A 24,351-nucleotide genomic window follows, 5' to 3' on the forward strand; every position below is an offset into this window, starting at 1 on the left:
TCTTTTTTATGCCCTGGTCAGGGCCTTATCGCGCTGATGTGCGGAGCCGGCCGGGGTGGGTGCAATGGCACATATAAAATCGAGTGGGCGTATGAGTCCCATAAAAGCGTGCGTCTCAAAAACACATGGGGTGACTCCCGTCACAGATGATCACTCTTGTGGATCAGGCAATGCACCCCGTAAAGGGACGTGCCGCGCAGACCGCATCATCCGGACGGGCGATTTCGCGGAGACGGCGAAGCCCGCGCTGGGGGCGGCCGGGGGCGTGGCGGAGCCCGGGGCGGGCCCGTGGTGGGCGCTGGGGGGGGGCCGCCGGCGGTCCGGGTGGTGCCGGTAGGGCCCGTACGGGGCTCCAGGAGCCCCTCAGTGTGCCGTGAGGGGCCTCGTGGGGGTCCTGGGGGAGCCGGGGGTCCAATCGGGCCCGTGGGGCGGGCTGGTGGGCCATCCGGCGCAACGAGCACCGGCCGGCCCCCGCGCTCGCGTCGGCAACCGCACCCCGCACCCCGCAGCCGCACCCCGGAAACGCGTCAGGGCCCGCATCCAGAGGATGCGGGCCCTGACGATCTTGCGAACCTGACGGGACTTGAACCCGCGACCTCCACCTTGACAGGGTGGCGAGCTAACCAACTGCTCCACAGGTCCTTGACTTGCACCCGCTGGGCGGCTGCGAATCAGACTGTACCGCAGCTCAGGGGGTGCAGTCGAACCCGATCACCGAGCAGGTCCCGGGGCCGCCGCGTCCACCGCCTTCACGATGCGCTTGTCGGAGACCGGATAGGCCGTTCCGAGCGCGTGCGCGAAGTAGCTGACCCGCAGTTCCTCGATCATCCAGCGGATCTCGGTGACCTCCGCCGGGACCGGCCTGCCCTTCGGCAACTGCTCCAGCAGCCACAGGTACTCGTCCCGCATCTCGTGGACCTTCTCCATGCGCGTGGTGTCGCGCTGGACGCCCGTGGGCATCTGCTGGAGCCGCCGGTCGACGGCCACGAGGTAGCGCATCAGGTCCGGCAGCCGGCGCAGTCCGGTCAGCGTGACGAACCCGGCCGGCATGAGCGCCGCGAGCTGCGTCCTGGCGTCCTGGACGTTGGCCACCAGGGCCAGGCTGGCCGTGGTCTTCAGGCGCCGCTCACAGGCCTGCCAGGCCGCCAGCACCTGCTGCACCTGCGTGATCGTCCGTACGGTCGTGTCCACCAGGTCGGCGCGCACGGCCTCGTACAGCGTGCGGAAGCCCGCCTCGTCCCACGCCGGGCCGCCGTGCCGCGCGATCAGGTGGTCGGCGGCCGCGGTCGCGCAGTCGTCGAACAGGGCCTGGATGGAGCCGTGCGGATTGCGCGACAGCGCCAGCTTCTGCTGGTTGCTCAGGTGGTCCGAGGCGAACTTCGCCGGGTTCACCGTGATGTTGAGCAGGATGAGGCGCCGGGTCCCGAGCCGCATCGCCTGCTGCTGCTCGGCCTCGGTGTCGAAGAGGCGTACGGAGACGCTCGTACCGGCGTCCACGAGCGCCGGGTACGCCTTCACCGGCTGCCCGGCCCGGCGGGTCTCGAAGACCTTGGTCAGCGTCCCGATCGTCCAGTCCGTCAGCCCGGTCTTCTCCACCGACTCCCCGCCCTCGCGCTCGGCGCTGGCCGCGGCGGCCTGCGAGAGGGCCTGGCGGGCCTTCGGCTTGAGCTGGAGCCGCAGGGCCTCCAGGTCCTTGGCCTCGGCGAGGTTCTTGCGGCGCTCGTCGACGATCCGGAAGGTGATCTTCAGGTGTTCGGGGATGCGGGTGAGGTCGAAGTCCTCGGGGTTCACCGGGACCCCGACCATCCGCTGCAGCTCCCGGGCCAGCGTCACGTGCAGGGGCTCCTGCAGCGGATGCGCGGTGGCCAGGAAGCGGGTCGCGTAGTTCGGCGCGGGCACGTAGTGCCGGCGGATCGGCTTCGGGAGGGACCGGATCAGCTCCGTGACCACCTCCTCGCGCAGACCCGGGATCTGCCAGTCGAAGCCCTCGTCCGTGACCTGGTTCAGCACCTGGAGCGGGATGTGGACGGTCACGCCGTCCGCGTCCGCGCCGGGCTCGAACTGGTAGGTCACCCGGAACTTCAGCCGGCCCTGCATCCAGGAGTCCGGGTAGTCGGCCTTGGTGACCCCGGCCGCCTTCTCCGTCAGGAGCATCTCCCGCTCGAAGTCGAGCAGTTCGGGCTCGTCGCGCTTCTTGTGCTTCCACCAGGAGTCGAAGTGCGCCCCGGAGACCACGTGCTCGGGGATCCGCTGGTCGTAGAAGTCGAAGAGCGTCTCGTCGTCGACCACGATGTCGCGGCGCCGGGCCCGGTTCTCCAGCTCCTCCACCTCGGTGAGGAGCCTGCGGTTGTCGGCGTAGAACTTGTGGTGGGTCCGCCAGTCGCCCTCGACGAGGGCGTTGCGAATGAACAGTTCGCGCGAGACCTCGGGGTCGATCCGGCCGTAGTTGATCTTCCGCTGCGCGACGATCGGCACCCCGTACAGCGTGACCTTCTCGAAGGCCATCACGGCCGCCTGGTCCTTCTCCCAGTGCGGCTCGCTGTACGTGCGCTTGATCAGGTGCTGGGCGAGCGGCTCCACCCACTCCGGCTCGACCTTGGCGTTCACCCGGGCCCACAGCCGCGAGGTCTCCACCAGCTCGGCCGACATCAGGAACTTGGGCTGCTTCTTGAACAGCGAGGAGCCCGGGAAGATCGCGAACTTCGCGGACCGGGCGCCCAGGTACTCGTTCTTGTCGGTGTCCTTCAGCCCGATGTGCGACAGCAGGCCGGCCAGCAGCGAGATGTGCACGCTCGTCTCGGGGGCGTCGGCCTCGTTGACGTGGATGCCCATGGACCTGGCAACCGTACGCAGCTGCGAATAGATGTCCTGCCATTCGCGGATCCGCAGGAAGTTCAGGTACTCCTGCTTGCACATCCGGCGGAAGGAGGACGAGCCGCGCTCCTTCTGCTGCTCCCGGACGTAGCGCCACATGTTCAGGAACGAGAGGAAGTCGCTCGTCTCGTCCTTGAACCGGGCGTGGTTCTGGTCCGCCTGCGTCTGCTTGTCCGAGGGCCGCTCGCGCGGGTCCTGGATCGACAGGGCCGCCGCGATGACCATGACCTCGCGCACGCAGTTGTTCTTGTCCGCCTCCACCACCATGCGTGCGAGGCGCGGGTCCACGGGCAGCTGGGAGAGCTGGCGGCCCATGGGCGTGAGCCGCTTCTTGTGATCCTTCTCGTTCGGATCGAGCGCCCCGAGCTCCTGGAGCAGCTGCACGCCGTCGCGGATGTTGCGGTGGTCCGGCGGGTCGATGAAGGGGAACTTCTCGATCTCGCCGAGGCCGGCCGCGGTCATCTGGAGGATGACGGAGGCCAGGTTGGTGCGCAGGATCTCGGCGTCCGTGAACTCCGGACGGGTCAGGAAGTCGTCCTCCGAGTACAGCCGGATGCAGATGCCGTCCGAGGTACGGCCGCAGCGGCCCTTGCGCTGGTTGGCGCTGGCCTGCGAGATCCGCTCGATGGGCAGCCGCTGGACCTTGGTGCGGTGGCTGTAGCGGGAGATGCGGGCGCTGCCCGGGTCGATCACGTACTTGATGCCGGGGACGGTCAGCGAGGTCTCGGCCACGTTGGTGGCCAGGACGATCCGCCGGCCGGTGTGCTGCTGGAAGACGCGGTGCTGCTCGGCGTGCGAGAGGCGCGCGTAGAGGGGGAGGACCTCGGTCAGGCGGAGCTTGCGCTTCTCCAGTGCGTCCGCCGTGTCGCGGATCTCGCGCTCGCCGGAGAGGAAGACCAGGATGTCGCCCGGTCCCTCCGCCTGGAGCTCGTCCACGGCCTCGCAGATCGCGGTGATCTGGTCGCGGTCGGAGTCCTCGGAATCGTCCTCGAGGAGCGGGCGGTACCGCACCTCGACCGGATACGTGCGCCCGCTGACCTCGACGATCGGGGCCTCGCCGAAGTGCCGGGAGAAGCGCTCCGGGTCGATGGTCGCCGAGGTGATGATCACCTTGAGGTCGGGGCGCTTGGGCAGCAGCGTGGCCAGGTAGCCGAGCAGGAAGTCGATGTTCAGCGACCGCTCGTGGGCCTCGTCGATGATGATCGTGTCGTACGCGCGCAGCTCGCGGTCCGTCTGGATCTCGGCGAGCAGGATGCCGTCCGTCATCAGCTTCACGAAGGTCGCGTCCTGGTCCACCTGGTCGGTGAACCGGACCTTCCAGCCGACGGTCTGGCCGATCTCGGACTTCAGCTCCTCCGCGATGCGCTCCGCGACCGTGCGGGCCGCGATCCGGCGGGGCTGGGTGTGCCCGATCATGCCCCGGACCCCGCGCCCCAGCTCCATGCAGATCTTGGGGATCTGCGTGGTCTTGCCGGAGCCGGTCTCGCCCGCGACGATCACGACCTGGTGGTCGCGTATCGCCTCGGCGATCTCGTCCTTCTTCTGGCTGACGGGCAGGTTCTCGGGATACGTGACCTCGGGCTTCCGCGAGGCGCGCCCGGCCAGTCGCGCGGCGGCCGTTTCGGCCTCCGCGGCGATCTCGTCGAGCACGGCCTGCTTGGCCTCGGGCTTGCGGATGCGGCGGGCGCCTTCGAGGCGGCGGCCGAGGCGGTGCGCGTCACGGAGGGAGATCTCACCGAGAAGCGTCTGCAGGGCGGCGAAGGAAGTAGACATACCTGGTCGAGGATCTCACCCGTAGGTGCCGGGTGGCGAACGCATTTGTGGGGCCGACCCGTACCATTTCGGGACGAGTCCCCCGAGTGTTACCCCGATGTGTCCCCCCGACGTGTCCCCGGCGATGTCCCGGTGCCGTCGCGGTGACTCCCAGCGAGAGGCCGCCCACGATGTCCCGCAGCCACCGCCTCCGGTGCCTGTTCGCGGTACTCCTGGGCTGGGCCCTGCTGGCCGGGACCTTCCAGGCCGCGGCGGCACCGGCGGCGGCCCGGATTCCGGCGGCCGCCGTGGGACCGGTGGCATCGGTGGGTCCGGTGGGTCCGGCGGGTCCGGTGGCCCGCGCGGTCCCGGTGGGTCCCGTGGGCCCGGCCGGCGAGGCGACACCGGCCGTCGCGGCCTTCGCCGACTCCGCCGGCCCGGCCGCCGCTGCCGCCCCCGCCGGGCCCGCCTGCGCTCCGGTATCCCCCGGCCGCGACGGCGTACCCGCCCTGCCGGGGCGGGCCGGATCCGACCAGGCCCAGGCCCAGGCCCCGGCCGCGCGGCCCGGGCCCGAGGTGGCCGTCCCTTCGCGGGCGATACCCGTACGGGTCCTCGTACGCGGGCCCGGTCAGTCGGCGCCGTCCCCGCTGGAGCTGTCCGTGATGCGGGTCTAGGAGGACCGGCCGCATCGGCCGCCCGGTCCGCCCCTCCCGTCCCGCACAGCCCTGGAGCACCCGCATGTCCCCTTCCCCTTCCCCTTCCCCTTCTTCTCGCTCTTCGTCGTCCGCCTCTTCCTCCCGCAAGCCCCTGCTGATCTCCGCCGGAGTCGCCCTCGCCGCCGTCACCCTCGGCCTCGTCTCCTGGCAGGCCACCAAGCCCGATCAGGGCACCGACGGGGCTGCCCGGCCGTCCGCGGCCGCCTCCCCGCAGACTCCGGGGGCCGGATCGGCCACGGACCCGGCCGCGCAGCTCAAGGCCCTGGCCCGGCGCGAGGCCGGCGACAAGCTCGCGGCCGGCCGGGCCGACGCGCCCGTCGTCCTGATCGAGTACTCCGACTTCAAGTGCGGCTACTGCGGGAAGTTCGCCCGCGACACCGAGCCCGCGCTCGTGAAGAAGTACGTGGAGGACGGCACCCTGCGCATCGAGTGGCGCAACTTCCCGATCTTCGGCGCCGACTCCGAGGCCGCCGCCAAGGCCGCCTGGGCGGCGGGGCAGCAGGACCGCTTCGCGCAGTTCCACGCGGCCGCGTACGCCGAGGGCGCCAAGGAGAAGGGCTTCGGCGCGGAGCGGCTGACCGAGCTGGCGCGGGAGGCCGGGGTCCCGGACCTGGAGCGCTTCGCGGCGGACATGGCCGGGGAGCAGGCCGCCGCCGCGCTCCGCAAGGACCAGGACGAGGGCTACCGCATCGGGGTGACCTCCACCCCGTCCTTCCTGATCAACGGGCAGCCCATCGCGGGAGCCCAGCCCGCGGCGGCCTTCGACGCCGCCATCGCCCGGGCCAAGGCGCAGGCGCAGGCGGCCGCGAAGTGACCGACGCCGGATACCTGGCCGCCCTGCTCGGCGGCCTCCTCGCGCTGCTCAGCCCGTGCAGCGCGCTGCTCCTGCCCGCCTTCTTCGCGTACTCCATCGACTCCACCTCCCGGCTGCTCGCGCGCACCGGGATCTTCTACGCGGGCCTCGCGACCACCCTCGTACCGCTGGGGGCGGCGGGTTCGTACGCCGGCCGGTTCTTCCACGGCAACCGCGAGGCCCTCGTCCTGTGCGGCGGCTGGCTGATCATCGGGCTCGGCCTCGCCCAGATCCTCGGTCTGGGCTTCGCCCCGAAGCGGCTCTCCGAGCTGTCGGGCAGGATCCGGCCGACCACGGCCCTGTCGGTGTACGCGCTGGGCGCGGTCTACGGACTGGCCGGCTTCTGCGCCGGGCCCATCCTCGGCAGCGTCCTGACGGTGGCGGCCGTCAGCGGCAGCCCGGTCTACGGGGGCCTGCTGCTGGCGGTGTACGCCCTGGGCATGGCCGTGCCGCTGTTCGTGCTGGCACTGCTCTGGGAGCGCTTCGACCTGGGCCGCCGCCGCTGGCTGCGCGGCCGCGCCTTCTCGGTCGGCCGCTTCGAACTGCACACGACCTCGCTCGCCTCGGGCCTGTTCTTCATCCTGCTCGGCGTGCTGTTCCTGGCCTACGACGGGGCGAGCGCCCTGCCGGGGCTGCTGGACGTGGACGATTCCTTCGCGGTGGAGCAGCGGGTGCAGGCGGTGGCGGACGCGGTTCCGGACTGGGCGCTGCTCGGGGCGGTGGCCGTGGCTGCGGCGGGCACGGGCCTGGCGCAGTGGCGCCGGCGGGTCCGGGCTGCGGAAGCGGGCACGGGCGCGGGCATGGGTACGGGTACGGGGCCGGAAGGGGAATGACGAAGAAGGCCCCGTCCGATGGACGGGGCCTTCTTGATTCTGGTGGCTGGGGCCGGGGTCGAACCGGCGACCTATCGCTTTTCAGGCGATCGCTCGTACCAACTGAGCTACCCAGCCACGAAACCGTTTCCGGCTTCAGCGAACCTGACGGGACTTGAACCCGCGACCTCCACCTTGACAGGGTGGCGAGCTAACCAACTGCTCCACAGGTCCTTGCAATGTGCGAGACGAGTCTCGCACACGGTAATGCGTACCCCCAACGGGATTCGAACCCGTGCTACCGCCTTGAAAGGGCGGCGTCCTGGGCCACTAGACGATGAGGGCTAAAGGCCCGCCGGGCACTTTCCAGCGCGTCGGGGACGTGAGAAGCATATGGGATCCCGGCGGCGATCGCCAAAACGGTTTCCGCGGGCGGGTCCGGGACGGGCCGCAGGCGGTCCGGGAGCGGCCCCGAAGCTGCCCGCAGGGGCCCCGGGAGTTCAGCCCCAGCCGAGCTCGTGGAGCCGCTCGTCGTCGATGCCGAAGTGGTGGGCGATCTCGTGGACCACCGTCACGGCGACCTCGTGGACCACCTCGTCCGTGCTCCCGCACATCCGCAGGGTCGGCCCCATGTAGATCGAGATCCGGTCGGGCAGCACCCCGGCGTACCACTCGCCGCGCTCCGTGAGCGGGGTCCCCTCGTAGAGGCCGAGCAGCTCCGGGTCGTCCGCGGCGGGCTCGTCCTCCACGAAGACGGCCACGTTGTCCATGACCCGGGTCAGCTCCTCGGGGATCGAGTCCAGCGCTTCGGCCACCAGCTCTTCGAACGCGTCACGCGTCATCTCCAGCACGGGGCCATTCTCCCGTGCCGCGGCCCGTTTGCGGCGGCTCGGTTCCGGCGGGCCGGGACCCGGCGCGCGAGAATGACCCGGTGGCGACCTGTGAAGCGGAGTGCGGATGACCGGGCCGGCGGAGGGGGCCGAGCCCATCGACCCGGACGTGGACCTGCACGTGCCCGCGCAGCGGGCCGAACCGCAGCGCGGGGTGCTCGCGGCGGTGGCGGCGGGCGGCGCCGCGGGCGCCGCGGCCCGGTACGGGGTCGGGCTGCTGTGGCCGGCCGCGCCCGGGGCCTTCCCGTGGGGCACCTTCTGGATCAACGTGTCGGGCTGCGCGCTCATCGGCGTCCTCATGGTGCTGATCAGCGAGGGCGGCCGCGCGGCGCATCCCCTCGTACGGCCCTTCCTCGGGGTCGGGGTGCTCGGCGGGTTCACCACCTTCTCCACCTACGCCGTGGACTTCGCGCGGCTCCTCGACGCCGGCGAGGCCGGTACCGCGCTGGCGTACGCCGGGCTCACGGTGGCCGCGGCGCTGGGCGCGGTGTGGGCGGCGGCGGTGATCACCCGGCGCGCGGTCGGCGACGGCCCGCGGCCGGGGGCGGGAGCGGGGCGGAAGGCGGGGCGGGGATGAACTGGCTGCTCGTCATGGTGGGCGCGGCCGTCGGGGCGCCCCTGCGGTACCTGACCGACCGCGCGGTGCAGACGCGGCACGACTCGGTCTTCCCCTGGGGGACCTTCGTGGTGAACGCGGCCGCCTCCCTGGTGCTGGGGGCGCTCACCGGGGCGGTGCTCGACGGGGCAGCCTCCTCGCGGCTGAGCCTGCTGCTCGGCACCGGCCTGTGCGGGGCGCTGAGCACCTACTCGACGTTCTCCTACGAGACCCTGCGCCTGGCCGAGCGGGGCTGGACGTTCCTGGCGGCGGCGAACGTGACCGCCTCGGTCCTGGTCGGGCTGGGCGGGGTCACGCTCGGCCGACAGGTGGCTGGACACCTGTTCGCCTGACGGCGCGACCCTCGTCCCCCTTAGGGCGTGCTGGGGCGTGTCCCTAACGGGGCACGGGGAGTTGGGCACATTGACCCGCTCATCGCGGACCCTTGCCAGCGTTCCGGAGGTGCCCCGTGCGCCAGTTGTCCGCTTCCCTCCGCTCCTCGCGTCCCTCCCGCTCGCTCCGGCTCGCCGTCGCCGCCCTCGCGGTGGCGGCTACCGCGGGATGCATGAGCGTCGGGGAGGACGCCGCCAAGCCCGGGCCCTCCGCATCGGCGGGCGCCCAGGGCGGCAAGTCCGGCGGCGGCTCCTCGTCCGGGAAGGGCGCCGCGAGCCAGGGCGGCGGCCACGGTTCGAAGGGCGGTACGGGGAACCAGGACGGCAAGGCCGGAGGCCCCGGGAACGCCGCCGGCGCGGCCGGGGCCTCCCCCAGCCCGGGCGCGCCGGCCGGTCCGCCCGGGGCGCCCTCGCCGTCGGCCGGTCCGGGCGGCGGAGCCGGCGGCCAGGGGCCCCAGCACCCCCCGACGGGCGGTGCCGGCTCCGGGTCGGGCTCCGGCGGAGGCGGCGCCTCCGGCGGCGGCCAGCCCGCCTCCCCGACCCCGGAACCGCAGAGCCCCGCCCCGCCGGTCTCCCCGCCGCCCGTGACGGAACCCACACCGAGTCCGGAGCCCCCGAAGCCGGAGCCGACGCCCGAGACGGGCGGGCAGCCGTAGGCCCGAGACGGGCTCGGCCCCGGGGTGATCCGCCCGCCGGGCTCCGGCGGGCGGAGGGTGTTTCCGCAGGTCAGCGCCTTCTTTGGGGGAGCGACTTGCCAGACCCCGGGGAGGGTGCGTATGGTTATAGATCGTTTGATCCCATTGCCCGGCGCCGACTCCGAAGAGCGCCGCGTGGCGCGTACTCTCCCCAACCGTGGCTGACCGCATTGAGGCGGTCGATTTGCGATTCACGGAGTTTGGGCGCGTGCCGAGACTCCGGAAGGTTTCGCATTTCGCATGTCCATTTCCAGTTCTGACCGTTCCGTCATGCCCGAGAACGACTCCAACGAGATCGTCGACGCCGAGACCCTCGCGGTCACCGAGGCCCTTGAGGCCGTCGTCGCCGACGAGATCATCGAGGCCCTCGAGGCCGACGTGACGAACCACGAGTCCGACGAGTCCGACGACTCCTTCGAGGACTCCACCGAAGACTTCAACTCCGACGCCGCGTCCGGTGCCGACGCCGACGCCGAGCCCACCCTGACCTTCGGCGACCTCGGTCTGCCGGACGGCATCGTGCGCAAGCTCGCCCAGAACGGCGTCACCGCGCCCTTCCCGATCCAGGCCGCGACCATCCCGGACGCCCTGGCCGGCAAGGACATCCTCGGCCGTGGCCGCACCGGCTCCGGCAAGACCCTCTCCTTCGGTCTGCCGACCCTGGCCTCGCTGGCCGGCGGGCACACCGAGAAGAAGAAGCCCCGCGCGATCATCCTGACGCCGACGCGTGAGCTCGCGATGCAGGTCGCGGACGCCCTCCAGCCCTACGGCGACGTGCTCGGCCTCAAGATGAAGGTCGTCTGCGGCGGTACCTCCATGAGCAACCAGATCTTCGCTCTGGAGCGCGGTGTCGACGTCCTCGTCGCCACCCCCGGCCGTCTGCGCGACATCATCAACCGTGGCGCCTGCTCCCTGGCGAACGTCCAGGTCGCGGTCCTCGACGAGGCCGACCAGATGGCGGACCTGGGCTTCCTGCCCGAGGTCACCGAGCTGCTCGACCAGATCCCCGGCGGCGGCCAGCGCATGCTCTTCTCCGCCACCATGGAGAACGAGATCGGCACCCTGGTCAAGCGCTACCTGACCAACCCCGTCACGCACGAGGTCGACAGCGCGCAGGGCAACGTCACGACCATGACGCACCACGTCCTCGTCGTGAAGCCGAAGGACAAGGCGCCGGTCACGGCCGCCATCGCCGCCCGCAAGGGCCGCACCATCATCTTCGTCCGCACCCAGCTGGGCGCCGACCGCATCGCCGAGCAGCTCATCGAGTCCGGCGTGAAGGCCGACGCGCTGCACGGCGGCATGACGCAGGGCGCCCGTACCCGCGTCCTCGCCGACTTCAAGGACGGCTACGTCAACGCGCTCGTCGCCACCGACGTCGCCGCCCGCGGCATCCACGTCGACGGCATCGACCTGGTCCTGAACGTGGACCCGGCCGGCGACCACAAGGACTACCTGCACCGCTCGGGCCGTACCGCCCGCGCCGGCAAGTCCGGTGTCGTCGTGTCGCTGGCGCTCCCGCACCAGCGCCGCCAGATCTTCCGCCTGATGGAGGACGCGGGCGTCGACGCCTCGCGCCACATCGTCCAGGGCGTCGGCGCCTTCGACCCCGAGGTCGCCGAGATCACCGGTGCGCGTTCGCTGACCCAGGTTCAGGCCGACTCCGCGAACAACGCCGCGAAGCAGGCCGAGCGCGAGGTCGCCGACCTCACCAAGCAGCTGGAGCGCCTCTCCCGCCGCGCCGTCGAGCTGCGCGAGGAGGCCGACCGCCTGGTCGCCCGCTCCGCGCGCGAGCGCGGCGAGGACCCCGAGGCCGCTGTCGCCGAGGTGGTCGAGGCCGCCGAGGCCGAGGTCGCGGCCGTCCTGGCCGAGCCCGTCGTCGAGGAGCGCCCCGCGTTCCAGAGCCGTGACGACCGCGGCAACTACGAGCGCCGCGACAACCGTCGCGACGACCGTGGTGACCGTGGCGGCGACCGTGGCGGCTTCCGCCGTGACGACCGCGGTGACCGCGGTGGCGACCGTGGCGGCTTCCGCTCCGGCGGCGACCGTCCCACCGGTGGTGGCTTCCGTCGCGACGACCGTCCCTCGGGCGGCTTCAACCGTGACGACCGCGGTGGCGACCGTGGTGGCTTCCGCCGCGACGACCGTCCGTCCGGTGGCTTCCGTTCCGGTGGCGACCGTCCGGCCGGTGGTGGCTTCCGTTCCGGTGGCGACCGTCCCACCGGTGGTGGCTTCCGTCGCGACGACCGTCCCTCGGGCGGCTTCAACCGTGACGACCGCGGTGGCGACCGTGGCGGCTTCCGCTCCGGCGGCGACCGTCCGGCCGGTGGTGGCTTCCGCTCCGGTGGTGACCGTCCCACCGGTGGTGGCTTCCGCCGCGACGACCGTCCCTCGGGCGGCTTCAACCGTGACGACCGCGGTGGCGACCGTGGCGGCTTCCGCTCCGGTGGCGACCGCCCGTCCGGTGGCGGCTTCCGTTCCGGCGGCGACCGTCCCACCGGTGGCGGCTTCCGCCGCGACGACCGCCCCTCCGGTGGCTTCCGCTCCGGCGGCGACCGTCCGGCCGGCGGCGACCGCCCGTACGGCCGTCGCGACGACAACCGCCCCTCCGGCTCGACCGGCGGTTCCTCCTTCGGCCGCCGCGACGACAAGCCCCGCTGGAAGCGCAACGACTGATACCGGTCGCTGAACTGACTGCTTGACAGGGCCCCCACGACACCCGTCGTGGGGGCCCTGTCGGCGTTGTCGGCCCCTGTTGTTAGGCTCCGCAGACTTTGTGCCGGGGGGAACGGCGAGGCCGGGACCACTGGCGCCATGAGCCCCCCGAACTCCAGGGGCGGGAACCATGAGACGAACACGCGCGCTCGTCGCGCTCGCGCTGGGTGTGGCGGTTGCCGCGCTGGGCGCCGTACCGGCGACGGGAGCGGGAACGATTCCGCCGGGCGGCGAGGCGACCCTGGTGGCGCCCCCGAGCAAGGATCCCGCGAGATCGTTCGTCCGCTCGGCGGGAACCGGCCTGCTGATGTACGACGCGCGCGTCGACGACACCGTCTGGACGAGCCTGAAGGGCGGCAGCCAGAAGGTGTGGAGAGGGTGCGACCACGCCTTCTCGTGGTACTTCACCGGTGACTCGCGCGCGTGTCAGGTCAACGGACCGGACGCCAACGCCGACTGGGGTCCCATGCTGATCCACGACTATGCCTCGGGCAGGACCGAGACGGTTCCTTCCAAGGCGGGCAGATTGTGGGTCGGCCCGTTCACGTCGACCCAGGTGCTCGCCACCGAGGCGCGCCCGGACGGGCAGCTGACCCTCCACCTGATCGGCAGGGAGACCGAGCCGCGCAAGGACGTCGTGGTCAAGACGACCGAGCAGGTGCATCCCTCGGACCGCTTCACGGTCACCGACATGGTGTCGGACGACCAGGGCTCGGTGATCTGGTACGAGGACGGGGCGGGATCTCCCCGGATCGGGCTGGTCGACTACGCCACGGCGACGATGCGCCGGCTCCCGCTTCCCGAGGGAGTCGGACGGCCGGGGGAAATGGACTGGCCCACACTCAGCCCGAGCCTGATCCTCCTGTCTTCCTCCAGAGGCAAGTCGACGCTGCTCTCCAGGGCGGACCTCCGCAAGGTCCCCGCCTTCGCAGGGGCCCGTGAGGGCCTGTTCCTGGGCGACTGGCTCATCAGGGATGGCGAGGCCGTTCCGGTCAAGGGCGGAGCATCGCGAACCCTGCTGCCGAGGGCGAGCAAGGGCGTCAGGGGTTCCGACGGCAATCTGTACGTCGTCGGCGGCTCCGATGCGGCCCACTGGGGCGTCCATCGCATCGCCCTCGATGCCCAGGGCATCCCCCGGACGACGAAGATCCGGAACATCGCGCCGAAACCCGCGATCCGGTCCGGCCTCGTATCCGCCCAGGGAAGCCTCGCCGTCCACCAGGACAACGGCGGCAGCCGGAGCCTCCTGGTCTTCAAGTCCTCCGTCTCAGGGCCCGTTTCGGTCGCCCAGAAGCCCATCTGGAGCTGTGACGACGACCATGCCCCGTCTCCGGATTGCACCGGTCCGGGCTCGGCGACCGGGGACGGGCGCATCGTGTCCTTCGCTACCGGCGACCAGCCCAACAACTCCCTCTTCATACGCGACGTCCAACCAGGAGGCACCAGCCGCAAGGTGTACCTCGCCGGCACCGAGCTCAGCTATCACCGCGTTGTGACCGCCTCGGGCCGCTACCTCCTCTTCGAGGCCTCCCTCGGCACCACGACGGGGCTCTACGTGGCCGACATCGACGCGGGCACACTCCTGCCCACTCCGGTGGCCGCCACTGTCGCGGCCCTGTGGGGCTCCATGCTGTGGCAGCCCGAGGGCGACAAGGGAGTCGTCGCCGGGACCGACCTGCGCACGGGGAAGGTGACCCGGCGGGTGGACCTGGGCACGGGCTGCCGTCCGTACCAGCTCCAGGCGACGGCCGAGTGGTTCTACTCCGCCTGCTCCGCCGGGGGTGCCTCCCCGTCCGCCTATCACGTGCCGACCAGGAAGCGGATCCCGCTGCCCGCGACCCAGGTGAACAGAGAGGCGCAGCTCGGTGACGGGTTCGTCGTGCTCGAGTACGGCGAGGTCTACAACCTGCGTTCCGGCAAGGCCGTAAGGGAGTTCGCTCCCGCGGAGCGGGTGTACGGCGACGAGTACACCGTCGACCGCTTCGGCGGGGACTTCGCCTACGTCGACCCGGTCCAGACCGTCCACATCGTCGGCATCACCGGCAAGACCTCCGCCCTGACCGCCATCGACCGGAACACCCCGGCCACCGGCGCCTGGTCCGCCCTGTCCTCGAAGCGCTGGGCTCCGCAGGTGTGGCTGTCGAAGCCGGCCGCTTCCTGGACCATGGCCGTCACCAGCAAGGCCACCGGCAAGGTGGTGCGCACCCTCGTCGGCGGTGAAGTGCGCGGCCTGCTGCAGCCGATGAAGGACGGCCGGGAGACCTCCGGAGGGTTCGGCTTGCCCGACGGCGCGTACACCTGGGCGCTCAAGGTGAAGCCCGCCGACGGGCAGGGACCCGAACTCGCGCTCTCCGGCCCGCTGACCGCGACCGGGTCCGCCGTGGGCGGCGGCCTGTCGGCTCCCTGACCCCCGGCCGCACCGACACCGGCGGGCCGGACAGCCGATTTACGATCGGACGTCCGGCGCTCTGCGGCTATGCTCTGGGATGAGCACGCCGAGGGCCATTAGCTCAATTGGCAGAGCAGCGGACTTTTAATCCGTTGGTTGTCGGTTCGAGTCCGACATGGCCTACTGCTCGCGGGCGGGGGTTAACCCCTCTGACCTGCTACTTAGCGCCTCGATTGGCTTCGGCTGATCGGGGCGCTTCGTCGTTCGGGGCCCCGTGCGGGAGCGATGCGGGAGCGGCGGTGCTGGAACTCCCGTTCGCCGCCACGGCCGGACGCGCTCTCGGGACGAGTCGAGCGGCTGCCTCCGCGGCGGCCTTATCCACCTCGGGCAGCAGACTCGTGTACGTGTCCGAAGTCAGCGTGATGGTGGAGTGCCGCAGCGTCTCCTTGATGGTGTGGAGGTCGCCACCGCCGGCGTGCGTGAGGGTTGCCGTTCCGTGGCGCAGGTCCCGGAGGTTGATGGGAGGCAGGCCGATCTCCTCATAGAGGCGCCGGAACTCCTTCGAGACGGTGTCCGGGTGCAACCAGGTGCCGTCCTCCTTGGTGAAGACCTTCCCCGTGTTCTGCCAGCCCTTGCCCCACTGAAGGCGCTCCTTGTTCTGCCGGACCCGGTGCGCCCGCAGAACGGCCACCGTGTCGTTGTCCAGGCCGATGGTGTTCGCGCTGGAGTCCGTCTTCGGCTCCGACTCGTACGGCGTCCATCCGTCCTGCACGATCTCGCTCGCGACGGTGAGCAGCCCGGCGTCCAGGTTCACGTGCGTCCAGTCCTGGCCCACGCCCTCGCCGCGCCGCAGACCGCGGAACGCGATCAGGTGGAAGAACGCGTACAGCCTGTGGTCTGACGCGTGGTCGAGGAAGGCCCCGAGCTGCGCCGGCATCCACACCATGACCGGGCTGGGCTTCTCACCGGTCTCCTGCCACCGCTCAACGCGCTCGGCGGTCCACAGGAGGGGTTTGGGCCGCTTGCCCGACTCAAGCTCCACGTGGGCGGCCGGGTTGAAGGTGATGAGCTGCCGGGCGATCGCGGCGTTCAGCGCGGCCCGCAGCGTCCGCCGGATGCTCTGGCGGGTCGCAGGACCCGTGAGCTTCCGGAACGGCTTCATCTCGGCGAGCTTCTCCTTCTCCAGGGCCAGCTTGGCCCGCTCGGCCGTCACGGGGCGCCCCGCCTTGCTCGGCTTGCACCGCGCGATCTGATCGCGGCGCTCCTGGTTCTCGGCCGCGATCACCTCGTTCTCATCGGCGATGGCGTCGAACATCTCCACGAGGTGCCCGACGTTGAGCCGGTCCAGCCGCAGGTGCCCTATGCGAGGCTTCAGGTGCACCTTGATGTGCGAGGCGTACCCGTTGGTCGTGGTCTTCCTGGTCTTCTTCGCCGCGATCCAGGTGTCGAGCCACTCGCCGACCGTGATCCGGATGGTGAGTGACTGCGTGGTGTGCAGCCGGCGCCTCGTCTCTTCAAGGTCCGGCAGCGGCGCCTTGTCCTGCGCCACCTTGGCCAGCAGCTCGACGATGCGCTCGCGGCCCTCGTCGTCGTCCGCATCGGCCAGGGCGAGCAGGGCCCGTATGTGGTCCAGGTCGGCCTGGGCCTCCCCCTTCGACTCGTAGCCGCCACGGGTGAACGAGCGCCGCGTGCCCTCGCTGGTGGGAGGGAGCTCCTGCCGCAGCCTGTACGCCCCGTGACGCTTGTTCTTGAGCTTCGGGCACTTACTCCCGAGCAGCTTCCCGCTCTCCTGGTCCCGGCAGTTGCACCGCCGGTGAGTCGACCCGTTCAATCTCAGTCCCCCTCAACAGATCCCCGCGACCCCTTCGCCACGGGCCCCAACTGGCCTTGCTTGCGTGCCGCCCCGACCCACTTCGCGGCAGCGGAATGCGAGACGCCGAAGTGCTCGGCGACCGCGACGGTGGGCGGCCGGCCCTGCTTGTGCGCCTCTCGGTAGACCTCGGCCACGTTGGTCAGGTGGTCCGGGGTCAGGCTGCGGCGCTGCCCAGGCGTCTGCTGCGTCGGCAGCAGGCCGAACAGCGGGGCCAGCAGGCGACGTGCCTCTTCCTTCTTCTGCTCGAACGCGGAAGCCGACTGGTCGGCCTGGGGGGCAAGGATCTCCCCGAGCCATTCGGTGGCCGAGCTGTTCACCAGCTGCATGAACGCGGCGTGCTTCCACGTCGCGATCCCCGCCGCTCCGAGAACCGCTTCGAGTCCGAAGTCGGCTCCCGTGTCACCGGTCATGACGGACACCAGCTGCACGCCCGACTGGGGGTCGGCGCGGAAGCACAGCGCGACCGTGGCGCGGACCTTCTTCCCCACGGCGATACCGGTGAAGTGGCTCGGCATCTTCAGGTGCCCGAGATCGACGAGAGGTGGTTCCCCGCGGAACTGGTCGTAGGGCCAGCCGGGGGTGGCTACGTAGTCCCAACCATCGGGCACTCCATCATTCTGCATGCCTGAATCCTGCCCGACGGGCAAGGAAGTGGCAAGGATGACTGTCCCGCTCGATTTCGTCCGTGAACTCATTGGCTCCACCTCTCCTTCCCGGTCTTTCCTTGTTTGCGCTCATCAAGTCTCATCTGGTCCCTCATCGTCCTTCTCAGTCCTTATCTTTCCCTATCTATCCTTGCCTGTCGGCAAAGTTCATCGCGATTCAACGGGTGAGTAAGTCCTGTGGAGTTGAGGCAAGGTATCGGCTAGGCTCGGTCCATGATCAGAACTGATGTCCTGCGTCTTGCGCAGGTGCGGGCCGACGCTGCCTCGGGGGCAGCGATGCGCACCCGTGCCGCCGCTCGGCTGTCACTGTCGGAGATCGCGGACCTGTGCGGGGTGGACCCGTCGACGGTCTGGCGCTGGGAGCGCGGGAAGCGAAGCCCGAGGGGAGAGGCCGCGCTCGCTTATGCGCGGGTCCTCGAAGACCTGGCCCAGCACCGGCTGCGCCGAGACGAGGTGGCATGAGCGGCGCCCTCACCCGAGCTGAGCTTCTCGCCCTTCCCGCGACCGTCGACCTTGAGACCGCCGGCCGCGCGTTCGGACTCAAGCGCAGCACGACGTACACCCTGGCGAAGAGGGGAGAGCTGCCGGTGCGGACTATGCGTCTCGGCCGCGCACTGCGCGTCGTCACCGCCGAGCTGCACGTAGCACTCGGCATCCGTCCACAGGAAGAGGCCGGGCTCCGTACGGATGTTGGCGCATCCGCCGGAGCCCTCGAACTCTCCAGCTCCGTCCAAGCCTGAACAGCACGACGGCACGGGGTGCGAACGACCAAGCCCGCCCCGTGCCGCCGCAAGGAGACCTCTACATGCAGGAGCCTATCCAGCTCCCCCGCGCGGCCGAATCCGACTCACACCCGAACCCCGTCCGCCCTGCCGCACCGAACCCCCTGCACGTCGCCCTGTGGGCCGCCGCGCAAGGCTGGCATGTCCATCCGCTCACGCCGGGAACCAAGGTCCCCGTACGCGGATGCGACCGGTGCTCCCCGGGCAGCAAGCAGCGCCCCAACCCGCGGTACACCGAGCACGACGGGCATGGCTGCCCCTGCATCGCCTCCGGCCGTCCCTGCCACGGAGTGCTCGCAGCGACCAACGACCCCGGCCGGATCACCGGCTGGTGGAACCGCCTGCCTTCGGCCGGCGTGGGGATCGCCGCCGGGCCCTCAGGACTTGTGATCCTCGATGTGGACAGCCATGGGGCATCAGCACCCGCCGACCAGGCGGCGCTCCTCCCCGGTGTCGACCTGCCCCACGACATCACCCCCGGCAGCATCACGGACGGCCGTGACACGCTCGCCCTCCTTGCCGAAGTGCGGCGCGCGCCGCTGCCCGGCTGCGGCCAGCAGACGCTGACCGTCCTGACGCCGTCCGGCGGAGTTCACTACTGGTTCAAGGCGCCCAAGGGCACGACGTGGCGTCCGCTCGCTGGCGCGCTGGGCTGGCAGCTCGACCTGCGCGCAGGATCGTCGTATGCCGTGGCGCCCGGCACGTCCACCAAGAAGGGCACGTACACGGCGCTGGGCGGCTGCCGGAACGTCGCGGAGCTGCCTGTCTGGCTGGCCCGCGAGCTCGACCGCACCGGGCATCGAGTACGGCCGGATCGGCCACGGATCGTGCCGCCCTGGCGCAGCCGCTCGCTCGGCGGCGGTTACGTCGCCGCCGCGGTCCGCCGCGAACTGACCGCCGTCGCCGAGGCGCCCTCCGGAACCCGCAACGACGCCGTGAACCGCGCGGCGTTCAGCCTCGGCACACTGCTGACTCCCGCCGCCCTCGACCGCGAGCAGGTCGCTGACGCGCTGCTCGACGCCGCCCGGCACGCCGGCCTGCCGGACCGTGAGGCCGGAGCGGCGATCCGATCAGGCCTGACCGCCGGTGAGCGCCAGCCACGCACGCTCAAGGGGGCCGCATGACGACGCCGCTGCCGTACGACGCGGCATCTGCGGCCCGCTCGCTCGTCGCCATACCCGGAGGTCTGAGCGATCCCGCGCCGGACGGGACGCAACAGGGTCAGCGCAAGGGCCCGCCGCAGGTCGAGGTACTCCGCGCGATCGGACAGAACGAGTTCCGGTACGTGCGCAGCAACGGCGACCCGTACGCCGTGCCTTGGGATGGGGCGCCGATCGCTGTACCGCTCAGGGCCAAGGCGCACAGCTCGACCGGCAGCGTCCGCCAGCTGCTCACTGTCCGCTACCTCCAGGCCCACGACCGCACCCCCTCCCAGACGGCGCTCAGCGACGCCGTGGCCGCCCTCGACGCCCTCGCCCTGTCCGCCCCTGAGACGAGCCTCTGGCTCCGTGTCGCGCCGGATCCGCGCGACGCGAACGTGACCTGGCTCGACCTCGGCCGTCCGGATGGCCAGTCCGTACGCATCGCCCCGGACGGCTGGACCCTCACTTACCCCGACCCGGAAGAGGGGCCTATCTGGCGGCGCACCAAGCTGATCGGAGAGCTCCCGCTGCCCGAGCGCCCTCAGGGCGGCTGGCAGGCCGGCATCGAAGCCCTGGCCCAGATGCTTCCGTTCACTCCGGCGACGCTGCCCCTCGCGGTGGCCTGGTGGCTCGCCGCCCTGCGTCCCTCCCTGCCTCGACCCATCGCCTACCTCACCGGGGAGCAGGGAACCGGCAAGACCACTGCGGGGCGAATGCTCGTAGGTCTCCTCGACGGCGCGGCGATCCCGCTTCGCCAGGCACCGGAGAACCTCAAAGACCTCGGGGTCACCGCCTCGGCGGGCTGGACCCTTCCCTTCGACAACCTCTCCGGAATCCCCAAGTGGATGTCGGATGCCCTGTGCCGCGTTGTCACCGGCGGAGCCCAGGTCAGCCGCGCCCTCTACAGCGACGACGACGTCAGCATCCTGGTCAGCCAGCGCCCCGTGCTGCTCACCGGCATCGATACCGGCGCCATGTCCAACGACCTCGCCGAACGCTCCATGGCCCTTGAACTCCAGCGCATCACCAAGCGCCGCACCCTGGCGGAGCTGTGGGGCGCGTACGAGCAGGCGAGCCCCCAAATCCTGGGCGCGCTCCTCGACCTGGCAGTCATGGTGTGGGCCGACCTTCCCCATGCGGCTGCTGCACTGGCCGACCGGCCGCGCATGGCCGACTTCTCCGAGCTCCTGCACGCACTGGACCGCGTGACAGGCTGGACGGCCCTGGAGACCTTCCACGGCTCGCAGGATGAACTCGTCGAAGCTGTTCTCGACGGGAACCCGGTCACCGCGGCACTGCGGGACTGGGTGAGCTCGCCCAGCTTCCCCACCAGAGGGTGGACCGGCACCATGACCGAGCTGAACGCGCTGCTCTCCGCCCGTTGCAGCCCAGGGGAGCGATGGCCCCAGACATCCGCCGTCCTCAGCGCCCGGCTCAAGCAGTCGGCACCGGCCCTCCGTTCCCGGGGCATCAACGTGATCGCCCCGACGAGCAACAAGAACGGCAGGAAGTACACGATCATGTTCACCCCGTAGCCGACCCTTCACCAGCCAGCCGCCCCGGCCCGCGACCACTGCGGACCGGGGCGGCTGCGTACTCGGGGACGGGAAGGGGACGCCCAGGAGGACGAGGGGACGCGAGGGGGGACGCTCCGAGCGGCGCTCAGATCGCCCGCTAAGCCAGCAGGCACAGGTGAAAGCCGGTTTGGGTACGCGGGGGACGCTGTTGGACCCTCTCTTCTCTGTCCCAGAAGTGAGGAAGAAAGAGAGGTAGAGAAGACACCGGAAGCGTCGTCCCCCGCGTCTTTGGCGTCCCCCTCTGTCCGGTGCCGCGACCGGTCGCGTCTCGCGCGCGCGTGCGCGCGTATTGACCGTTTCCTCTTCTGCCCATTTTGGGCCTGTGCCGGCCACTCCAGAGAGCGTCGAGCTCCGCTGACCGTGGCAGCCAATACGGCCCGAACAGGAAACGGCCCACTGCTGCTGCGCCGTCGACGGGAAACATAGGCGTGCCCGTCGGGAGGATCCCGAATCCTCTGGCGAGCCTGCCTCTCCGGCGTGTAGGACTGACCTCCACATCCGTGCGCGGAAGGACAGCTTCATGACCGGGTTGAGCACCGTGTTCGACTGGATAGCGGACGCCTGGCCCGCTGTACCGACCGCCGCGCTGACGACAGTGGGTCTGGGGGCGTGGCTGGCTCCGTGGATAGCCCGTCGCCAGGAGCGCGGCAAGTTTCAAGCCGCCGCAGAAGCGGAGCTGCGCACCGCTGTGGCTCGCATGCGAGCCGATGTCGAGTACGCCGGCCGGACTCTCCAGGTCACCAGCGTGTACGACCCGCAGGCGTTCGCTGGCCCCCGTTTGATTGACTTCACATCCACCGTTGTGGGTAGTGCCCGAGGCCTTCCCAGAAAGCAGCAGAGCGCGCTGCGCGCTGCTTTGGTCGACCTGGTCGGTGACTGGCGCGTTCGTCTTGCCGAGGACGTCGGCCCAAACTGGCTTGCTCGGGCGCCGAAGGAGGAAGATGACACCCTCCCGACGCCAGCAGATTTCCGGAGCCGTGAAGGGCTGCTCCTTGCCGCAGCACGGCAAGGAGCAGGTACGGTCCGCCAGGATGCCGAGATCCACGTAGGGCTGCTGGGGATGATGGAAGTCTCCAAGAACCCAGCGGTTGAGAATGCCCAGGCGCTTTCCTCTCTCGACCGGATGCTGACCATCGTCAGAGGGGGGCACCGGCTGGGGAGCTGATGTCGGCGACGGCTGGCTCAGCCGCTCAAAATTAGAGGCGGGATGGTGCCGCATTGCGGTTCGTGGCAGGGTCGCCCTCATGCGGATTTTGGTGATGGGTGGCACCTGGTTCCTTGGTCGGGCGATCGTTGACGATGCGCTTCGACGCGGGTGGGAGGTAACGACGTTCAACCGGGGCCGCTCTGGTGCGGTCGAGGGCGCCGACACCATCCAGGGTGACCGGACCAGTCCAGACGACCTGAAGCGGCTCGCCTCACACGGACCGTGGGACGCCGTGATCGACACGTCCAGCAGCGAGTTCCCACCCCGAGACGTGCTCCTCGCTGCCGATGCCCTGCGCCCGGCCGCCACCCGGTGGGTGCACGTCTCCACGGTGTCCGTCTATCAGGGCTGGCCCCACCACCCGCTCACCGAGGACTCCCCACTGCTGGAGTGCCCGCCGGATGCCGATGAGTCGTTCGGGCACACGGGCGCCGACGGCAGCCCGACGAAGTACGGGTTCCAGAAGGCGGGCGGAGAGGCTGCCGTGCGCGCCGCCTTCGGGGACGACGTGGTGTTCCTGCGACCCGGGGTGATCTTGGGGCCTGGCGAGTACGTCGGCCGCCTCCCCTGGTGGCTCACCCGCGCCCAGCGCGGCGGCCCGATCGTCGTCCCGGCGCCGGGCGCCCAGATGATCCAGCCCGTAGACGTGCGGGACGTCGCCGCCTTCGCCGTTGATCAGGCCGCTAGCACCGCGGGCCCCGGCCGGGCGTTCAACATCGCCCACCCCGAGGGCATCAGCTGGGCCGCCTTCATCGCCACGTGCCAGGCCGTCACCGGTAGCACCGGCAGCCCGGTGTGGGCAGATGCGGCGGCACTCACCGCGCACGGGGTGAAGCAGTGGACGGAGCTTCCGCTGTGGCGCACCCACTCCGGGGTGTGGTCCGTCGACGCCTCCCGTGCCCTAGCGGCCGGGCTCCACTGCCGTCCGCTCACCGACACCATTGCCGACACCTGGGCGTGGATGCAGGCAGACGGCCGGCCGGTCGAACACCCGCGGTGGGACGAGCACGGAGTGGACCCGGCCAAGGAAGCCCGGATCCTCGCCGCCCTCGGCCACTCGTAGGCGGAGGGGGCAGGGGCAGCGTCAGGGCTCGAGAGCGAGGAGTCCGCTCGCCGTGCCCAGCTGCCTCGGTGCCGAGAGGCGCCCGAATTCCTCGATCTGTTCGCCGAGGCTGACGGCCACCCGCGTCCCCCTGAACGCGGCGACCGTCAGCGCACGCCGCAAGCCGCCGGTGCGCTCCAGGAGTCCCGCCACACGTTGTTCCGCGGGGATCGCCCACACCATCTCCAGCGTCGACGCCGCTGCGTCCAGGTCGCCCCGGAGCACCTGCGCCGCAGCGAGGTCCGCCGCGGCCTTGCCCCGTACCGCTACCGACTGCCGGGCTGGCGGCCGGGACGCGACCAGGTCCAGCGCCCGCTGCGCAGTCACCTCGGCCCCTACCCCGTCGCCGACGAGCAGGGCGGTGGTGCCGTTGGACATCAGCAGCCGCTCCTCGTTGAAGGCGAACTCACCTCCGACATCGTCGTGCAGGGCGTCCCGCTCGCCGCTGTCCTGCCGCGTGGACGCGACGAGCGCGCGGGTGGCCCGTTCCCGGTCCCCGAGGTGCCCGTGGGCGCGGGCTTCGATCGACAGCAGCCGCCGCCTGGCAGTGTCGCCCAGACCTGCGTAGGCCAGCGCGGTCCGCGCGTGCCGTACGGCCTCCGAGGGACGGCCCGTGAAGTACGCGCAGATCGCCAAGGACCCGGTGGCATAGGCCCGTAGCGGATCGAACCGGGCCATCTCCCCGTACAGGGCCGCCGACCGGGCGAGGCGTGCTGAGTCGTCCAGGGCTCCGAGGTCGAAGGCGGCGGTCGACAGCAGCGCGCACGCCTGCCCCGCCACGATCAGCAGGTCCTGCTGCTGTACGGGCACCTTGGTGAGTCCGCGTTGGTGCTCCGCCTCCGAGCGCAGGACCTTCGCCCGCCGGAACACGTCAAAGGCGCTCACGGCGCCGTACGAGCGGGCGAGGGACAGGGCGTCGTCACGGAGCTGGTCGATGGTCGTGTCGGATACGGACTGCGCGGCGGCAGCCCCCGCCTCATCAGCGGCGTCACGTGCGGTCATGGCGATTTCACTTTCGAGGTCGTACGCAGTGGGAGCCACCGAGGTCGAGGTCGACAGCGCGGGCGGCGGCCCGAACAGTGCCGCGGCCTCCACGTCGAAGAGCTGCTCCAGTACCCGGCATGTGTCAGGTCCGGGCATGGTTTTGATCCGGCCCGACGTCCACCGCCGGAACTGTGCCTCCGACACCGACATGCCCTGCACGCCGGCCTGTACGGCCGCGCGCTCGAACGCCGTGACGAAATCCCTGTAACGCCAATGCCGTTGCTGGACTAACACGCGCAGCAGCGTCGCCGGATCGCCCATCGGTCGCTCCCTCAA

At 70.9% G+C, this 24,351-nt stretch carries 19 protein-coding genes and 5 tRNA genes; 15 read left to right on the forward strand and 9 right to left on the reverse strand.

Features of this window, described 5'->3' with window-relative positions:
* Window positions 1-568 precede the first annotated feature (568 nt).
* A tRNA-Asp gene (locus tag ACIA8F_RS01770) sits at window positions 569-642 on the reverse strand.
* Between the two features lie 69 nt (window positions 643-711).
* On the reverse strand, window positions 712-4,647 hold the full coding sequence (hrpA, locus tag ACIA8F_RS01775) for an ATP-dependent RNA helicase HrpA (protein ID WP_399376176.1): 3,936 nt from the start codon (window positions 4,645-4,647) through the stop codon (window positions 712-714).
* Window positions 4,648-4,817: 170 nt separating this feature from the next.
* Between hrpA and ACIA8F_RS01780 the strand changes: the two genes are divergently transcribed.
* The 3 genes from ACIA8F_RS01780 to ACIA8F_RS01790 all read left to right on the forward strand — a co-directional run bounded on the left by ACIA8F_RS01780 (window position 4,818) and on the right by ACIA8F_RS01790 (window position 7,028).
* Window positions 4,818-5,300 carry a hypothetical protein gene (locus ACIA8F_RS01780; protein ID WP_399376177.1) on the forward strand — a complete coding sequence of 161 codons (483 nt, stop codon included), beginning with the start codon at window positions 4,818-4,820 and terminating at the stop codon, window positions 5,298-5,300.
* Between the two features lie 64 nt (window positions 5,301-5,364).
* Window positions 5,365-6,156, forward strand: a complete 792-nt coding sequence (locus tag ACIA8F_RS01785) for a DsbA family protein (RefSeq protein WP_399376178.1) — start codon at window positions 5,365-5,367, stop codon at window positions 6,154-6,156.
* A complete protein-coding gene (locus ACIA8F_RS01790; protein WP_399376179.1) occupies window positions 6,153-7,028 on the forward strand; it encodes a cytochrome c biogenesis CcdA family protein in 876 nt (291 codons plus the stop codon). Before ACIA8F_RS01785 ends, ACIA8F_RS01790 begins: the two co-directional genes overlap by 4 nt.
* Before the next feature lie 40 nt (window positions 7,029-7,068).
* Here the strand turns inward: ACIA8F_RS01790 and ACIA8F_RS01795 are convergent.
* The 4 genes from ACIA8F_RS01795 to ACIA8F_RS01810 all read right to left on the reverse strand — a co-directional run bounded on the left by ACIA8F_RS01795 (window position 7,069) and on the right by ACIA8F_RS01810 (window position 7,858).
* A tRNA-Phe gene (locus tag ACIA8F_RS01795) sits at window positions 7,069-7,145 on the reverse strand.
* Window positions 7,146-7,167: 22 nt separating this feature from the next.
* Window positions 7,168-7,241, reverse strand: a tRNA-Asp gene (locus tag ACIA8F_RS01800).
* Window positions 7,242-7,279: 38 nt separating this feature from the next.
* Window positions 7,280-7,352 (reverse strand) — tRNA-Glu (locus ACIA8F_RS01805).
* Between the two features lie 155 nt (window positions 7,353-7,507).
* Window positions 7,508-7,858, reverse strand: a complete 351-nt coding sequence (locus tag ACIA8F_RS01810; protein ID WP_383951903.1) for a metallopeptidase family protein — start codon at window positions 7,856-7,858, stop codon at window positions 7,508-7,510.
* Between the two features lie 106 nt (window positions 7,859-7,964).
* Between ACIA8F_RS01810 and ACIA8F_RS01815 the strand changes: the two genes are divergently transcribed.
* From ACIA8F_RS01815 to ACIA8F_RS01840, 6 genes are all read left to right on the forward strand, one after another.
* Window positions 7,965-8,474, forward strand: coding sequence for a CrcB family protein (locus tag ACIA8F_RS01815; protein ID WP_399376180.1), 510 nt, complete (start codon window positions 7,965-7,967; stop codon window positions 8,472-8,474).
* Window positions 8,471-8,845, forward strand: a complete 375-nt coding sequence (locus tag ACIA8F_RS01820) for a fluoride efflux transporter FluC (protein WP_399376181.1) — start codon at window positions 8,471-8,473, stop codon at window positions 8,843-8,845. Before ACIA8F_RS01815 ends, ACIA8F_RS01820 begins: the two co-directional genes overlap by 4 nt.
* A gap of 116 nt (window positions 8,846-8,961) precedes the next feature.
* A complete protein-coding gene (locus ACIA8F_RS01825; protein WP_399376182.1) occupies window positions 8,962-9,540 on the forward strand; it encodes a hypothetical protein in 579 nt (192 codons plus the stop codon).
* 309 nt (window positions 9,541-9,849) lie between these two features.
* Window positions 9,850-12,255 (forward strand): DEAD/DEAH box helicase, encoded by a 2,406-nt coding sequence (locus ACIA8F_RS01830; protein WP_399376184.1) that lies wholly within the window; start codon window positions 9,850-9,852, stop codon window positions 12,253-12,255.
* Window positions 12,256-12,424: 169 nt separating this feature from the next.
* Entirely contained in the window at window positions 12,425-14,701 is a 2,277-nt protein-coding gene (locus ACIA8F_RS01835) for a hypothetical protein (protein WP_399376185.1), read from the forward strand.
* A gap of 92 nt (window positions 14,702-14,793) precedes the next feature.
* Window positions 14,794-14,866 (forward strand) — tRNA-Lys (locus tag ACIA8F_RS01840).
* Between the two features lie 34 nt (window positions 14,867-14,900).
* Here ACIA8F_RS01840 and xerC read toward each other — a convergent pair.
* Window positions 14,901-16,514, reverse strand: a complete 1,614-nt coding sequence (gene xerC / locus ACIA8F_RS01845) for a tyrosine recombinase XerC (protein ID WP_399376186.1) — start codon at window positions 16,512-16,514, stop codon at window positions 14,901-14,903.
* A 2-nt stretch (window positions 16,515-16,516) separates the two neighbouring features.
* Window positions 16,517-17,179 carry a hypothetical protein gene (locus ACIA8F_RS01850; RefSeq protein ID WP_399376187.1) on the reverse strand — a complete coding sequence of 221 codons (663 nt, stop codon included), beginning with the start codon at window positions 17,177-17,179 and terminating at the stop codon, window positions 16,517-16,519.
* Between the two features lie 255 nt (window positions 17,180-17,434).
* Between ACIA8F_RS01850 and ACIA8F_RS01855 the strand changes: the two genes are divergently transcribed.
* The 6 genes from ACIA8F_RS01855 to ACIA8F_RS01880 all read left to right on the forward strand — a co-directional run bounded on the left by ACIA8F_RS01855 (window position 17,435) and on the right by ACIA8F_RS01880 (window position 22,992).
* The gene (locus ACIA8F_RS01855) at window positions 17,435-17,683 is read left to right on the forward strand and encodes a helix-turn-helix domain-containing protein (RefSeq protein WP_399376188.1); all 249 of its coding nucleotides are present in this window, start codon (window positions 17,435-17,437) and stop codon (window positions 17,681-17,683) included.
* Window positions 17,680-17,961 carry an integrase gene (locus ACIA8F_RS01860; RefSeq protein ID WP_215146330.1) on the forward strand — a complete coding sequence of 94 codons (282 nt, stop codon included), beginning with the start codon at window positions 17,680-17,682 and terminating at the stop codon, window positions 17,959-17,961. Before ACIA8F_RS01855 ends, ACIA8F_RS01860 begins: the two co-directional genes overlap by 4 nt.
* Window positions 17,962-18,026: 65 nt before the next feature.
* Window positions 18,027-19,127, forward strand: a complete 1,101-nt coding sequence (locus ACIA8F_RS01865) for a bifunctional DNA primase/polymerase (RefSeq protein ID WP_399376189.1) — start codon at window positions 18,027-18,029, stop codon at window positions 19,125-19,127.
* Complete coding sequence (locus ACIA8F_RS01870) at window positions 19,124-20,680, forward strand: hypothetical protein (RefSeq protein ID WP_399376190.1); 1,557 nt, start codon at window positions 19,124-19,126, stop codon at window positions 20,678-20,680. Before ACIA8F_RS01865 ends, ACIA8F_RS01870 begins: the two co-directional genes overlap by 4 nt.
* A 562-nt stretch (window positions 20,681-21,242) precedes the next feature.
* Window positions 21,243-21,887 carry a hypothetical protein gene (locus ACIA8F_RS01875; RefSeq protein WP_399376191.1) on the forward strand — a complete coding sequence of 215 codons (645 nt, stop codon included), beginning with the start codon at window positions 21,243-21,245 and terminating at the stop codon, window positions 21,885-21,887.
* A gap of 94 nt (window positions 21,888-21,981) precedes the next feature.
* Window positions 21,982-22,992 carry an NAD-dependent epimerase/dehydratase family protein gene (locus ACIA8F_RS01880; protein ID WP_399376255.1) on the forward strand — a complete coding sequence of 337 codons (1,011 nt, stop codon included), beginning with the start codon at window positions 21,982-21,984 and terminating at the stop codon, window positions 22,990-22,992.
* Between the two features lie 21 nt (window positions 22,993-23,013).
* Here ACIA8F_RS01880 and ACIA8F_RS01885 read toward each other — a convergent pair whose 3' ends face one another.
* Entirely contained in the window at window positions 23,014-24,171 is a 1,158-nt protein-coding gene (locus tag ACIA8F_RS01885) for a DNA-binding protein (protein WP_399376193.1), read from the reverse strand.
* Window positions 24,172-24,351 lie beyond the last annotated feature (180 nt).

The sequence above is a fragment of the Streptomyces sp. NPDC051563 genome, assembly GCF_044454225.1.
GTDB lineage: Bacteria > Actinomycetota > Actinomycetes > Streptomycetales > Streptomycetaceae > Streptomyces.

Bases quoted from the DNA above. Each gene is read 5' to 3' on its own strand.
- ACIA8F_RS01870 (WP_399376190.1), top strand. From the start codon at position 19,124: ATGACGACGCCGCTGCCGTACGACGCGGCATCTGCGGCCCGCTCGCTC.
- ACIA8F_RS01815 (WP_399376180.1), top strand. From the start codon at position 7,965: ATGACCGGGCCGGCGGAGGGGGCCGAGCCCATCGACCCGGACGTGGAC.
- ACIA8F_RS01865 (WP_399376189.1), top strand. From the start codon at position 18,027: ATGCAGGAGCCTATCCAGCTCCCCCGCGCGGCCGAATCCGACTCACAC.
- ACIA8F_RS01885 (WP_399376193.1), bottom strand. From the start codon at position 24,171: ATGCCCGGACCTGACACATGCCGGGTACTGGAGCAGCTCTTCGACGTG.
- ACIA8F_RS01835 (WP_399376185.1), top strand. From the start codon at position 12,425: ATGAGACGAACACGCGCGCTCGTCGCGCTCGCGCTGGGTGTGGCGGTT.
- hrpA (WP_399376176.1), bottom strand. From the start codon at position 4,647: ATGTCTACTTCCTTCGCCGCCCTGCAGACGCTTCTCGGTGAGATCTCC.
- ACIA8F_RS01780 (WP_399376177.1), top strand. From the start codon at position 4,818: ATGTCCCGCAGCCACCGCCTCCGGTGCCTGTTCGCGGTACTCCTGGGC.
- ACIA8F_RS01855 (WP_399376188.1), top strand. From the start codon at position 17,435: ATGATCAGAACTGATGTCCTGCGTCTTGCGCAGGTGCGGGCCGACGCT.
- ACIA8F_RS01820 (WP_399376181.1), top strand. From the start codon at position 8,471: ATGAACTGGCTGCTCGTCATGGTGGGCGCGGCCGTCGGGGCGCCCCTG.
- ACIA8F_RS01875 (WP_399376191.1), top strand. From the start codon at position 21,243: ATGACCGGGTTGAGCACCGTGTTCGACTGGATAGCGGACGCCTGGCCC.
- ACIA8F_RS01860 (WP_215146330.1), top strand. From the start codon at position 17,680: ATGAGCGGCGCCCTCACCCGAGCTGAGCTTCTCGCCCTTCCCGCGACC.
- ACIA8F_RS01830 (WP_399376184.1), top strand. From the start codon at position 9,850: ATGCCCGAGAACGACTCCAACGAGATCGTCGACGCCGAGACCCTCGCG.
- ACIA8F_RS01850 (WP_399376187.1), bottom strand. From the start codon at position 17,179: ATGCAGAATGATGGAGTGCCCGATGGTTGGGACTACGTAGCCACCCCC.
- ACIA8F_RS01880 (WP_399376255.1), top strand. From the start codon at position 21,982: ATGGGTGGCACCTGGTTCCTTGGTCGGGCGATCGTTGACGATGCGCTT.
- ACIA8F_RS01785 (WP_399376178.1), top strand. From the start codon at position 5,365: ATGTCCCCTTCCCCTTCCCCTTCCCCTTCTTCTCGCTCTTCGTCGTCC.